Annotated in this window: 15 protein-coding genes; 5 read left to right on the plus strand and 10 right to left on the minus strand. The window is 65.2% G+C overall.

The window, feature by feature from the left end:
• Window positions 1-131: 131 nt before the first annotated feature.
• From ACS5Q0_RS14905 to uvrC, 10 genes are all read right to left on the minus strand, one after another.
• A complete protein-coding gene (locus ACS5Q0_RS14905) occupies window positions 132-737 on the minus strand; it encodes a glutathione S-transferase family protein (protein ID WP_473127435.1) in 606 nt (201 codons plus the stop codon).
• Window positions 738-905: 168 nt separating this feature from the next.
• On the minus strand, window positions 906-1754 hold the full coding sequence (locus ACS5Q0_RS14910) for a 23S rRNA (adenine(2030)-N(6))-methyltransferase RlmJ (RefSeq protein WP_473127436.1): 849 nt from the start codon (window positions 1752-1754) through the stop codon (window positions 906-908).
• A 71-nt stretch (window positions 1755-1825) separates the two neighbouring features.
• Window positions 1826-2488 carry a ribonuclease T2 family protein gene (locus ACS5Q0_RS14915; RefSeq protein ID WP_473127437.1) on the minus strand — a complete coding sequence of 221 codons (663 nt, stop codon included), beginning with the start codon at window positions 2486-2488 and terminating at the stop codon, window positions 1826-1828.
• Complete coding sequence (locus ACS5Q0_RS14920) at window positions 2485-2937, minus strand: hypothetical protein (RefSeq protein ID WP_473127438.1); 453 nt, start codon at window positions 2935-2937, stop codon at window positions 2485-2487. The genes ACS5Q0_RS14915 and ACS5Q0_RS14920 overlap by 4 nt, the downstream gene beginning before the upstream one ends.
• Window positions 2938-3021: 84 nt before the next feature.
• On the minus strand, window positions 3022-3981 hold the full coding sequence (locus ACS5Q0_RS14925) for an extensin-like domain-containing protein (protein WP_473127439.1): 960 nt from the start codon (window positions 3979-3981) through the stop codon (window positions 3022-3024).
• 500 nt (window positions 3982-4481) lie between these two features.
• Window positions 4482-4718 (minus strand): hypothetical protein, encoded by a 237-nt coding sequence (locus tag ACS5Q0_RS14930; RefSeq protein WP_473127440.1) that lies wholly within the window; start codon window positions 4716-4718, stop codon window positions 4482-4484.
• Window positions 4719-4795: 77 nt separating this feature from the next.
• On the minus strand, window positions 4796-5248 hold the full coding sequence (locus tag ACS5Q0_RS14935) for a molybdenum cofactor biosynthesis protein MoaE (RefSeq protein WP_473127441.1): 453 nt from the start codon (window positions 5246-5248) through the stop codon (window positions 4796-4798).
• 7 nt (window positions 5249-5255) lie between these two features.
• Window positions 5256-5507, minus strand: a complete 252-nt coding sequence (gene moaD, locus ACS5Q0_RS14940; protein ID WP_473127442.1) for a molybdopterin converting factor subunit 1 — start codon at window positions 5505-5507, stop codon at window positions 5256-5258.
• Window positions 5508-5511: 4 nt separating this feature from the next.
• Window positions 5512-6090 (minus strand): CDP-diacylglycerol--glycerol-3-phosphate 3-phosphatidyltransferase, encoded by a 579-nt coding sequence (pgsA, locus tag ACS5Q0_RS14945; RefSeq protein WP_473127443.1) that lies wholly within the window; start codon window positions 6088-6090, stop codon window positions 5512-5514.
• A gap of 92 nt (window positions 6091-6182) precedes the next feature.
• On the minus strand, window positions 6183-8198 hold the full coding sequence (gene uvrC / locus ACS5Q0_RS14950) for an excinuclease ABC subunit UvrC (protein ID WP_473127444.1): 2016 nt from the start codon (window positions 8196-8198) through the stop codon (window positions 6183-6185).
• A gap of 107 nt (window positions 8199-8305) precedes the next feature.
• Here uvrC and ACS5Q0_RS14955 point away from each other — a divergent pair, with 107 nt between their 5' ends.
• The 5 genes from ACS5Q0_RS14955 (at window position 8306) to pth (ending at window position 12838) form a co-directional block, all read left to right on the plus strand.
• The gene (locus ACS5Q0_RS14955) at window positions 8306-9466 is read left to right on the plus strand and encodes a benzoate/H(+) symporter BenE family transporter (protein ID WP_473127445.1); all 1161 of its coding nucleotides are present in this window, start codon (window positions 8306-8308) and stop codon (window positions 9464-9466) included.
• Window positions 9467-9526: 60 nt separating this feature from the next.
• A complete protein-coding gene (locus tag ACS5Q0_RS14960) occupies window positions 9527-10030 on the plus strand; it encodes a hypothetical protein (RefSeq protein WP_473127446.1) in 504 nt (167 codons plus the stop codon).
• Between the two features lie 155 nt (window positions 10031-10185).
• On the plus strand, window positions 10186-11118 hold the full coding sequence (locus ACS5Q0_RS14965) for a ribose-phosphate pyrophosphokinase (RefSeq protein WP_473127447.1): 933 nt from the start codon (window positions 10186-10188) through the stop codon (window positions 11116-11118).
• A 397-nt stretch (window positions 11119-11515) separates the two neighbouring features.
• The gene (locus ACS5Q0_RS14970; RefSeq protein WP_473127448.1) at window positions 11516-12133 is read left to right on the plus strand and encodes a 50S ribosomal protein L25/general stress protein Ctc; all 618 of its coding nucleotides are present in this window, start codon (window positions 11516-11518) and stop codon (window positions 12131-12133) included.
• Between the two features lie 87 nt (window positions 12134-12220).
• Window positions 12221-12838 carry an aminoacyl-tRNA hydrolase gene (gene pth, locus ACS5Q0_RS14975; RefSeq protein WP_473127449.1) on the plus strand — a complete coding sequence of 206 codons (618 nt, stop codon included), beginning with the start codon at window positions 12221-12223 and terminating at the stop codon, window positions 12836-12838.
• Window positions 12839-12876: the final 38 nt, after the last annotated feature.

The raw sequence follows: 12876 nt of genomic DNA on the forward strand, positions 1-12876 counted from the left end.
CACCTTCAGCACCGGCGACACCGATTTCGGTGTGGTGCGCGCGGGCCTCAACTACCGCTTCGGCACCTACTAAGATCCGTCGCTCTCGCGACAGAAAAGGCCCGGGGAAACCCGGGCCTTTTTTATGAGGCTTATGCCGCTACGCGGGTCTTGGCGTAGGCGGGAACCCGCGCCTCGAAATCCGCAAGCCACGCCACGAGCTTCGGATGCGACTCGCGCCAGCGGCCCGCGAACCGCAGATCGAGATAGCCGAGCGCGCAGGCCAGGGCGATATGGCCGACATGCAGGTCGCTTGCGGGCGTCGAGAGATGGGCCTCCGCATGAGCCAATCCGCGCTCCACCTTGCCTGCCTGATGATTGACCCATTTGGGCTCGTGCTTGTCCTCCGGACGGAAACGGCCCTCATAGACCTGCAGCAGCGCGGCATCCATGATGCCGTCTGCGAGCGCCTGATCGCGCAGGGCTGTAAAGCGGGCCTCGCCCGCCGGGAAGAGGCGTCCGCCACCGGCCAGGAAATCGAGATATTCAACGATCACGCGTGAATCGTAGAGCGCCTCGCCGTTCTCCAGCACCAGCGCCGGGATCTTGCCCAATGGGTTCTGCTGCCGGATGTTGTCCTCGGGATTCAGGGTATCCGCATCGACGATCCGGATGCGGTCCGTGAGGCCGAGAACATGAGCGGCTATTTTGACTTTGCGGCCGAAAGGCGATGCGGCGGAGGAGCGGAGAACGAGCATGATGGGGTCCTGTCGAGGAATGCGCCTGAGAACGGCCGTATTCATGCCCGCTCGCGATGGAGGCGGCAATCCGCCTAAGAGCTGATTCCACGTAAGTGAAATCAGCTTTTCTCTTTGATGTGCCGCATTTTTTGGCGGCGACCCGGATCCACTTCGCCGAAAAATGCTCTAGGCAGGGGGACCGAAGGCCTCACACCGATAGGCGCCGTAACCGCTGCGCGAAAGGCGCTCCGCGAGCGCAGGCAGGAGCACCTCGGCCTCGCTCCGCAGCGCCCAGGGCGGATTGAGCACGAACAGCCCGCTACCGTTGAGGCGTGACGGATCCCGTGGATCGTCCACATAGAGTTCGAGACGAAGGCCCGGTCGCGGGCTCTCCTCGTGCAAGCGCGCCGCCACCGCATCGACGGGCGCCACGTCCTTGATGGGGTACCAGCCCGCATAGACGCCGGTCGGCCATTTCTTGAGCGCCGCCAGCAGCTCCGTGCCCAGCCGCTCCAGCTCGCCGGGTTTCTCGTAGGGAGGATCGATCAGCACGAGCCCGCGCTTCTCCTTGGGCGGAATGAGGGCATGGAGCGCCGTCCATCCGTCAAGATGCATCACCTTGAGATTCGACACCGCGTTGAAGGCCTCGTTCAGCACATCATGATCGGCCGGATGCAGCTCGACGAACACGCCTCGGTCCTGACGCCGCAACAGCTCGCGCACGATGCCGGGCGAACCGGGATAAATGGTCTCTCCGTGCCGGGCGCGCACATCCGCCATCACATTGCGATAGGGCGCGAGGATCTCCTCCACTTCTGGGGCGAACGGCTCGTCGAGACGGCCGACGCCCTCCACCCACTCGCCCGTCCGCTCGGCCTCGTCGCCCATCAGGTCGTAGAGCCCGATTCCGGCATGGGTGTCGATGACGCGCAACGGCGTCTCCTTGCGCTGCAGATAGACCAGAATCCGCACCAGGAGGGCATGTTTCATGACGTCGGCGAAGTTGCCGGCGTGGAAGGCATGACGGTAGTTCATTCTTCAAATCCTAGCGCATCGTGTAGAAAGCGGATACGCCGCGCGAGCAGGCGATGCTCGCATTCGATGGTTCAACGGAGTGCCGGAACAGCGATTTCGCCGGCGCGGCATCCGTCGCGATCGACTTCCGGGCATTGGCGGAACCCGCGAAGGTCTTTGTCCAGGCAGATCCGGACCTCTTCGAAGATGCGCCGCCCGCACGAGACCGCGATCATGTCAGGACGAAGTCCCGGATTCACGCTGATGAAGGCGCGCTCGATCTCGCTCGGGAGAACCTGCGAGCGGTCGCTCAGCCCCCTGAAGCCATCGGGAATGCGCACCAGGTCGCGCGCGCGCCGGACGGCCTTGAAATAGCCGCTCGGGCTCTCTCCGGAACAGCTTCCATGCTTGCGCCACTGGTAGCGGGCGAGATTGTCATCGGGGAAGAGGCCCGAGATCTCCCGGATGGCAGCGCTGGGCACGAAACGCCCGCTCGGCTCGCAGAAGCTGGGATAGCCCTGCTCCCATTGGGGCCAGAGCCCATGCACGACGAAGCCGAGGCCGCTTCCGGTATCGCATTGCCGGCTCTTCCGGCCGCTGATCTCGCAATAGCCGGGCGACCAGGACAGGGCGAGCACGTAGAAATCGAACTGCCCCATGGGGGCTCCCCTCACCTCGCGCGGCGACTGCGCCGCGCTCGGGAGGGTCAACAGAAGGCACGCGCCTGCGAGGGCGAGGCACCGTCTGAAGATCAAGGGGCAGCCTGCTTGCAATGGGGGGCATAGGCGTAGTGGCGGTCGAAGCCGTCCACGCAGGAATCGGTGCCCCAGCCGACGCCGAGGAACCCGAGATCCTCGCGGATGGAGAAATTCACCTTGTGCCGGTAGCCGTCGGAGACGACGACCGTCCCGGTGCAGTAGCGGCGTGGGATGTAGTCGAGGCCCCAGGGCCGCCAGGCGACCTGCTCCACCCGCTCGAAGGCCAGGATCTGGAGGTCGGAGTTCCAGAACCGGCGCTCCTTGGTCGAGAAACGCGATGCGATGTCACCGAGAACCGCGGGATCGGCGCAGGCAGGCAGGCTGGCGTTATACTGCCTCAGCGAAAGCTCATGAGGCTTCTCGCGCCGCTCGGCCGGGTTGATCTCGCGAGAGAACGCGGGCGCACTGACCACCAGGCAAGAGATAAGAGCCGCCAGCCACTTCATTTCCACTGCTCCAACAGGTCGACGGATTGATGTCACATCGACCATGTGGGCGGCAGCCCAGAAGGTCAAGGCTCCGCTTACGGTTTAGTAGCCGGCGTGTCCGTTCAGCACCATGGGCTGCCCGGCGGAAGGCCTCTGCGGCGCATAGGTCTGCTGGGCTCCGAAGCCTTGCCGGGACGGGTATCCACCATATCCGGGCGGCGGCGGAGGCGTATAGACGTCCGGCACGGGATTACCGGAATAGCGCTGCGCGGTCGGCGCTACGGGGGCGGAGACCACCGGCGGAGCCATGGGAGCGCCCATGGGCGAATCCGCTCCATACCCGGCCGCGGCGCTCTCCTCCGGCACATCCTGCTCCAGGTCCGCCGACGGCAGGTCGCCTTGAGCGCTGACGCTCTGAAGGATCTGGCGGCTCTGCTCCGGATCGATTCGCGGCGTGAACTTGATGATCGGCTTGCAGATGCGACGGTCGCCGCGCGGATCGTGCCGCGCCAGGTCGATATGGATATGATTGTAGTGATAGGCGTCGGATCCCGGGGCGAGAACCGTCGTGAAATAGCGGCAGGCGCCCACGAAAGCCTCGCGCAGGAAGTCCTGCTCCGCGGGATTGCCCTTCCAGCCTTTCTCGACCGCGATTTCGCGGCCGTCGGCCAGGACGAAGGCCATCACGTCAAGCGCATTGCCGAAGGAGTGCTCGGAGAGCTTGGCCCCCCGCTGATTGTTGCGCGGGCGGCAGGAATAGGAGCCCGCCTTCAGGTCGACGACCGGAACCCCGAAATACATGACAGCCGCGGGCTTCACGATCTCGTCGAGCCAGGTGTCGATCCGGGGGATGATGGGACAGGCCAGCGTCACGTTGGACTTCAGCCCCACCTCGCCGTTGTTGAAGGCGGCGACCTTAAAGGGATGATCCATGCCGCAGACGCCGGGCCCGTCGATCTTGGACGACAGGGCCATATAGGCCGAGGGCTGCACGAGACGCTGGGCCAGGCAGGCCTCCTCGGCCTGCGCGCGCCAGGGCTCGCGCTGTTCGAAACGAAACAACCCGCAACCGGTCAACCCGAGCCCAGTCAGCGATAGGACAATAAACGCAACTAATCCACGACGCATGAGCTGACCCTACGCCGCGCCGGGTAAACATCCGGTCAACGTCCCCCGGATCCGATCCAGGCCAGGGAGGGCCCGCCCGGAGGCAGAAATTTTTTGCCGCGCCCCTCCGGCTTCAAGCCCAGCGAAGTCAATGAGTTAACGGCTTGTTAACCATTTTGCCGGATTGTGATCACCTTTGCCGCACCCGCGTCGCTCTTTTCAGGGCCCCTTCATCCTGATAGGATCCCTCTCTATTCAGATAGGGGCCATGTCATGAACATGACGTCGAATTTCGATTGGGCCGGCAAGCTCAACATCGCTGCGGCCTGTCTTTCCTTCTCGTTTATTTGTGCGACCGTCGCCGGTCTTTTCTAAGGCGGCCAACAGCCTTCAAGGGCTTTCGCCCGATCCAGAGTTCACATTCTTTCAGACGCTGCCGCTTCAGGCGGCGTTTTTTATGCCTCCGGGCATGGCGTGGACGTGATGGCCCAGGACATCACATTGATCTCCATCTGGCACCGCGCGAGCCTGGGGCCATCGGGCGTCTTCAAGCACAGGGTCTCTCCCTGGGCGAAGGTCCTGCCCTGAGCGCGGCAATAGCACTCGATAGGGTTGTGACCGGGGGCTTGCGCCTGCTGGGCTCCGGCAGGCATCGCGGTCAGGAGCGAGAGAAGGACCAAGGCGTTGGGCATAGGCGCCTCCGCTTGTCGTCTGCGGGGAATGGTCGTCCTCCAGGGCCGCGCGGTCAATGCAGAATCGGGCCTGAATCTCAGGCCCACCTCTCCATGGCCTCGTCGTCGCTGCTCTTGGCCTCGACCCAGGCGCCGACCGTGCCGTCCGTCAGATGCTCGCGCTTCCAGAACGGTGCGCGGGTCTTCAGGTAGTCCATCATGAACTCGGCCGCCTCGAATCCGGCCCGGCGATGGGCGCTCGCCGCCAGTACCAGCACGATGGGCTCTCCCGGGCGGATCAGGCCGAAGCGATGGATGACGGTGAGCCCCAGCAGGGGCCAGCGCGCCTCCGCCTCACGGGCGATGCGGGCGATTTCGGCGTCTGCCATGCCGGGATAATGCTCCAGTTCCAGGGCGGAGAGCCTGCCGCCCTCGTCCCGGCAATATCCTGTAAAGGCAACAACGGCCCCGATGTCTCCCCGCTTGGCCGTAAGGGCCGCCGTCTCGGCGGCGATATCGAACGGCTCGGCCTGGATCCGGACGGCGACCATGATTTCCCTACCCGCCGGTCATAGGCGGGAAGAAGGCGATCTCCCGCGCACCGGCGATCGAGGCCTCGGGCTTGACATGCACATGATCGATGGCGGCGCGGACGATGGCCTCGTTCTCGAAGGCGTATTCGTATTCCTCGCCCTTCGTCTTCAGCCAGCGCACGAGGTCGGCAACGGTGGCGACCCCCTCGGGCAGATCGATGGTCTCGTCCGTCTTGCCGACCCGCTCACGCACCCATGCGAAATAGACGAGCTTCATCGCGTCAGCCCTCGTCGACGACATGCTTGATGCCGGTCTTGAAATAGTCCCAGCCCGTATAGAGCGTCAGCAGGGCGGATACCCACAGAAGGATGCGCCCGATCAGGACGGTGCCGGGCAGCACCATTTCGCCCGCCGGTCCGGCGATCAGGAAGCCGAGGGAGAGAAGCTGGAACGTGGTCTTCCACTTGGCGACCCGGGATACCGGCACGCCCACCTTCAACTCCGCCAGGAACTCGCGCAGGCCCGAGACGAGGATCTCGCGGCACAGGATGACGAGCGCCGCCCAGATGTCCCAGCTCTGGATCGTCTTGTCGGCGACGAGCATCAGCAGGCACGCTGCGACCAGGAGCTTGTCCGCGATCGGATCCAGCATGCGGCCCAGGGCCGATTGCTGAGAGAACGCCCGTGCGATGTAGCCGTCGAAATAATCGGTGATGGCGGCCAGGGCGAAGACGGCGAGCGCGAACCAGCGCGAATAATGGTCCTCCGGCCAGAACAGAAGGCCGACGACCACCGGCACGGCCACCAGGCGGCCATAGGTGAGCAGATTGGCGAGATTGAAAGCCTGGGACCGGCGCATGGAACGTGCAGTGCTCATAGGTTAGGCAGGAAGCATGTCTCGCCTTGCTCCGTCAACCGCGAGACAGGCCACATTGCCGTTATCGAAAGCCTTTACCCCCGCTCGTGGAAGAAATCGTACACGGCGCGGGCCGTGGCGGCGTTCACGCCGGGGGCTTTCATGAGGTCCTCCAGCGCCGCGCGCTGGATCGCCTTCACGGTTCCGAAATGGTGCAGAAGCGCCCGTTTGCGAGTGGGGCCGACGCCGGCGATCTCGTCGAGCGGGTTCTTGACCATCTCCCGCTTGCGCTTGGCCCGGTGGGAGCCGATGGCGAAGCGATGCGCCTCGTCGCGCAGGCGCTGCACGAAATAGAGAGCCGGATCGCGGGGCGGCAGCTTGAACGGGGGCTGCCCGGCCTTGAAGAAGGTTTCACGTCCCGCGTCCCGGTCGCGACCCTTGGCGATGCCGATCAGGGTCACGTCGTCCTCGCCCACCCCGACCTCCGCCAGAGCCTGCCGGGCGGCTTCGAGCTGACCCTTGCCGCCGTCGATCAGGACGAGGTCAGGCCATGCGGGAAAAGCATCGTCGGGATCGGACGGCGTGTCCGCCTCCTGGCGATCAGGCGACCTCGGCTCCTCCTTCACGAGCCGCGCGAAGCGCCGCTGCAGCATCTCGCGCATCATGCCGTAATCGTCGCCGGGCTTCAGGTCCTCCGACTTCATGTTGAAGGTGCGGTAATGTTGCTTCATGAAGCCGTTCGCGCCCGCCACCACCATGGCGCCGACCGCGTTGGTGCCCATGATGTGGGAGTTGTCGTAGACCTCCACGCGCTTCGGCGCCTTGGCCATGCCGAAGGCCTGGCCGAGCGAAACGAGCAGCTTCTGCTGCGATGCCGTATCGGCCAGACGCCGCCCGAGCGCCTCCTTCGCGTTGCGCAGGACGTAATCGATAAGCTGGCGGCGCTCGCCGCGCTGCGGCGCGTGGATCTCCACGCGCGCCTCGCTCTTGGTCGAAAGCGCCGCGGCCATCAGCTCCGCATCCTCGATCTCATGGGAGAGCAGGATCACGCGCGGCGCGGGCTTGTCGTCGTAGAACTGCGCCATGAAGGAGCTGAGCACCTCGTCGGGCGTCATCGACTTGTCGGCTTTCGGGAAATAGGCGCGGTTGCCCCAGTTCTGCCAGTTACGGAAGAAGAACACCTCCACGCAGAACTGCCCCGCCTGCTCGTCGATAGCGAACACGTCGGCCTCTTCCACCGACTGCGTGTTGATGCCCTGCACGCCCTGGATCGCGGACAACGCGGCGAGCCTGTCGCGGCAGCGCGCGGCGCGCTCGAACTCGAGCTCCTCGGCCGCCTGCTGCATCTCTTCCGTGATACGCTGCTTCACCGCGTTCGACTTGCCCGACAGGAAGCCGCGCGCCTCGCTCACCAGCGAGGCATAATCCTCGGGCGAGATCTCGTTAGTGCACGGGCCCGAGCAGCGCTTGATCTGGAACAGCAGGCAGGGTCGCGTGCGGTTTTCGAAGTAGCTGTCGTTGCACGAGCGCAGCAGGAAGGCCCGCTGTAGGGCATTGATGGTGCGGTTGACTGCCCACACGCTGGCGAAGGGCCCATAGTAATCGCCCTTCCGCTTGCGGGCGCCGCGATGCTTGACGAGCTGCGGAGCCGCGTGATCGGCCGTGAGCAGGATATAGGGCAGAGACTTGTCGTCCCGCAGGAGCACGTTGTAGCGCGGCTTGAGCTGCTTGATGAGGTTGGCCTCCAGCAGCAGCGCCTCCGTCTCCGTCGCCGTGGTCACGAACTCCATGGAGGAGGTCTCGGCGATCATGCGGGCGATGCGGTTGGAATGGGCCTGCCCGCGCGCATAGGAGCCGACGCGGTTCTTCAGGCTCTTCGCCTTGCCGACATAGAGCACGTCGCCCTTCGCATCGAACATGCGGTAGACGCCCGGCGCATTGGGCAGCGTCGTCCAGAACCGGCGGATGACCTCCGTCCCCCGCTGGACGGAATCGGGGTTCGCCTCGAGGTCGAACTCGACATCCGAGCCGCTCTCCACGGCTACGCTGTCGTCGTCTTCCTCGTTGTCCAGGATATCGGGCGGAACGTCGTTATAGGTGTTGCGACTCATGAGGGAGATTTAAGCGCTGGCGGCCCTTCAGGAAAGTGCAGCGGACGAACTGGCGCGGGCGGTTCATTCGGGATAAACCGCGAAGCCTGTCATAGCGGGAGCCCGGCATGCGCCTGTCGATCGTCACATCCGCCGTCGTTGCGGCCCTCGTGGGCTTCGGCAGCACGATCGCCATCATCATCGCGGCGGCCCAGGCGGTCGGGGCGGACGCGGCGCAGACTTCGTCCTGGGTCGCGGCCCTGTGCCTCTCCATGGCAGCCACGAGCGGCTACCTGAGCGTCCGCTACCGGATGCCGGTGGTCACCGCCTGGTCGACGCCCGGCGCGGCGTTGATCGCCGCCTCCAGCGGCATTTCCATTCACGCGGCGGTGGGCTGTTTCCTGCTGACCGGCTTCCTCATCGTGCTGGCGGCCTTCATCAAGCCGTTCGGCCGCCTGATCGAGAAGATCCCGACCTCGATCGCCGCCGCCATGCTCGCGGGCGTGCTGATCCGCTTCGTGATGGGCGTGTTCGAGAGTGCGCAAGGCGCGCCCGGCCTCGTTCTGCCCCTCGTTGGCCTGTTTCTCGTGGCCCGGCTGTTCAACCCGGCACTCGCCGTGCTGGCGGTGCTGTTCGTGGGCCTCGGGATCGCCTTCGGCGGCGGATCGGCCCAGCCCCTCTCCTCCGATTTCAGCCTCTCGTCCCTGACCTTCATCGCGCCTGCCTTCGAGCCCGCCGCCCTCCTCGGCCTCGGCCTGCCCCTGTTCCTCGTGACCATGGCGTCCCAGAACCTGCCCGGCTTCGCCGTGCTGCGCGCCTCCGGCTACACGCCTCCGACCCAGCCGATTCTCGCGGTGACGGGGCTCGCCTCCATGGTCACGGCCCTGTTCGGAGCCCATACCAGCAACCTCGCGGCCATCTCGGCCGCCATCTGCACCGGGCCCGACACCCATCCGGATCCGGGCAAGCGCTGGATGGTCGGGCCTTTCTACACGTTGAGCTATTTGGCCTTCGCCGCCTTCAGCGCCGCGCTCATCGGCCTGATCGCGGCCCTGCCTCCCGAACTCATCAAGACCGTCGCGGGGCTCGCCCTCATGGGGGCCTTCGCGGGAGCCCTGGGCTCCGCCCTTTCCGAGGAGACGAAGCGTTTTCCCGCCGTGCTGGCCCTGGTGGTGACGGCGTCCGGCATCACCCTCTACGGCATCGGATCGGCGTTCTGGGGGCTGGCCGCTGGCCTCGTCGCCCTCGCGCTTGATGCCCTCTTCGTCCGCCTGCGCAAGCTTGGCTGATCTGGACGCCGGCCCCCGTTACGATTAATATTTCGTTACCGAACAAGAACGGGAGCCTTCATGGCCGGGACGACATATTGGGGGCGGCTTGCCGCATTGGGGATGACCATGACTCTGGCCGCGTGCCAGGGATCGCTCCTGGGCGGCTCGCCCGAAGGCGTGCCGGTGGCCGTCGAGAGCATCGACGGCGCCCCTGCCCCGGTCCAGACCGCCCTGCTGGGAGAGCTCTCGACCGCGGCCTCCGAGCGCAAGGTCGATCTGGTGGGCTCCGGAACGGAAGCCCGCTACCGGGTCCGCGGCTATATCTCGACCGCAACCGAGGACGGGCAGACCAAGGTCTCCTATGTCTGGGACGTCTTCGACGCCCAGAAGCGCCGGGCGAAGAGGCTCGAGGGTTCGCGCGCCATCACCCTGGCATCGGGATCGATCTCGGCCATCGACAAGGAGACCCTTGCCAAGCTCGCTCAGTCGAGCATGGACGAGATCGCCGAGTTCCTGAGCGCCTCGAAATCGGTCCAGACGGCCGAGGTTTCGGACGACGGAAACCTTGTTGCCCTGCAGTGACCGCATGGCCGCAACCCGCTCTTGCGGCACTTTAAGCAGCACGACTCGTATTGTGACGGTTTGATATCGCTGCTAAGAGCCTTGCGCCTGACCGCGCAGATGGACCAAGCCTGCGCAGCGGGCTCGACAGGTCACTCATAGCTAAAGTTGCTTGCATGAAGCTCGTTGCGGGAAATTCCAACCGTCCGCTGGCCGAGGCCATCGCCGCCTATCTCAACGTTCCGCTGGCCAAGGCCCAGGTGAAGCGTTTCGCCGACATGGAAGTGTTCGTCGAAATTCAGGAGAACGTGCGCGGCGAGGACGTTTTCGTCATCCAGTCGACGTCGTTCCCCACGAACGACCACATCATGGAACTGCTGATCATCACGGACGCGCTGCGCAGGGCCTCGGCCCGCCGCATCACGGCGGTGATCCCCTATTTCGGCTATGCCCGCCAGGACCGTAAGCCTGCCGCCCGCACGCCGATCTCGGCCAAGCTCGTTTCCAACCTCATCACCCATGCCGGCGTCGACCGCGTTCTGACCTTGGACCTCCATGCCGGTCAGATCCAGGGCTTCTTCGACATCCCGACCGACAACCTGTTCGCGGCTCCGACGCTGGCCCGCGACATCAAGGAGCGGCTCGACGGCGGCAACCGCATGGTGGTTTCGCCCGACGTCGGCGGCGTGGTGCGCGCCCGCGCTCTCGCCAAGCGCATCGATGCCCAGCTCGCCATCGTGGACAAGCGCCGCGAGCGCCCGGGCGAGTCCGAGGTCATGAACATCATCGGCGACGTGTCCGGCCGCTCCTGCATCCTGGTCGACGACATCGTCGACTCCGGCGGCACGCTGGTGAACGCGGCCGAAGCCCTCCTCAAGAACGGCGCCAAGGAAGTCTACGCCTACATCACCCATGGCGTGCTCTCTGGCGGGGCCGTGTCCCGCATCGCCAGCTCCAAGCTCAAGGAACTGGTCATCACCGATTCCATCCTGCCAACCGAGGCCGTGAAGGTTGCCCACAACATCCGCGTCATCAGCATCGCCCCCCTCATGGGCGAGGCCATCGGCCGCACGGCGACGGAAAGCTCTGTGTCGAGCCTGTTCGATTAAGAGCGCCCAGCGCGTCGGAAACGTCCCAGAAGTGCAAGTCCGCTTCTGGGTCCGCTGCTCCGGCAAAAGGCCCTCGGCCCTTTAATCTCAGAGACGGGCGCGTGAAGCCGCCCAGCCCCCCTCTCCCTGAGGGAGAAGTTGAAGAGCCTCGCTGGCCTCAAGCTCTCACCCGGTCGCTCCCCGCCCGCAAGGGAGGGGAGAGGACAGCGTCTTTTCTGAGCCCCTCTCTCCGGGTTGCGGGGGCGCAGACTTTCCAAGCCGCTTTCTTGCATTAAGGGGCACTTTCCCCTATAAGCCGCCTCGCGCCCGCTCGACACCCTTGGAGGCACGGGCGCGGACCTCATGGCCGCCTTAAGGCGGCCATCGGTTTTTCAACTCGATTCAAAGGACCACGACCATGAGCGAAGCAAAGCAAATCAAGGCCGTGGCGCGCGACCGGGCCGGCAAGGGGGCCGCCCGGGCCGTTCGTCGCCAAGGCCAAGTTCCTGCCGTCATCTACGGAGCCGGCCAGCCGGCCCAGGCGATCTCTCTCGACTTCAACCAGACCAAGCAGCTGATCTTCGCCGGTCACTTCCTCACGACGATCTTCGACATCGACGTGGACGGCAAGACGGTCCGCGCAATCCCGCGCGACTACCAGCTCGATCCGGTGAAGGACTTCCCCCTTCACGTCGACTTCTTCCGCGTCGCCGCCGGCCAGACCATCAAGGTCGTGGTTCCGGTCCACGTGGTCGGCCAGGAGAAGTCCCCGGGCGTGAAGCGCGGCGGCACGGTCCAGATCGTCGAGCACTCGGTTGAGCTCCAGGTTTCGCCCGACGCGATCCCGGACTTCGTCGAGGCTTCGGTCGAGGGCCTCAACATCGGCGCCTCGGTCCACCTCAACGACATCAAGCTGCCGAAGGGCGCCAAGGCGACCTCCACCGAGAACCTCACCCTCGTCACCGTCGTGGCCCCGACCGGCCTGAAGGAAGAGGAAGCGGCTCCGGCTGCCGCCGAAGGCACCCCCGCCGCCTGATCGGCCTCATCGGGCGTTCAAGCCCATCGACCGGCTTCAACGCTCCGACCGCAAGGCCGGAGCGTTTCTTATGAGAATACCTGAGCGATGCGCCTCTTCGTCGGCCTTGGCAATCCCGGTTCCCGCTACGCCAGAAACCGCCACAATATCGGTTTCATGGCCGTGGACGAGATTGCGCGCGTGCACAACGCGGGTCCCTGGCGCAAGCGCTTCCAATCGGAAGCCGCCGACGCGGTGATCGGGGGCGAGAAGGTGCTGCTTTTGAAGCCGCAAACCTTCATGAACCTGTCCGGCCAGGCGGTGGGGGAAGCCCAGAACTTCTTCAAGATCCCGCTGAAGGACGTCACGGTCTTCTACGACGAGCTCGACCTGCCGCCCGCCAAGCTGCGCGTGAAGATCGGCGGCGGCAATGCGGGCCATAACGGCCTGCGCTCGATCTCCGCCCATTGCGGCAACGATTATCGCCGCGTGCGGCTCGGCATCGGCCATCCCGGCCACAAGGCGCTCGTGCAGGGCCATGTGCTGGGCGATTTCGGCAAGAGCGAGGAGCCATGGGTCGAGGACCTGTGCCGCATCATCGCCGACAACGCCGCCCTCCTCGCCAAGGGTGAGGACGGGAGCTTTCAGAACAAGGTCCACCTCGCCATGGAGGCGAGGGGCTGGACCGACGTGAAGCGGCCCGGAGAAAAGGCCGCCGACAAATAGGATTTCCGCCGGCCGCAGGCCGGCCATGGACAAGGAGT

It is taken from the genome of Microvirga sp. HS2, assembly GCF_055792805.1.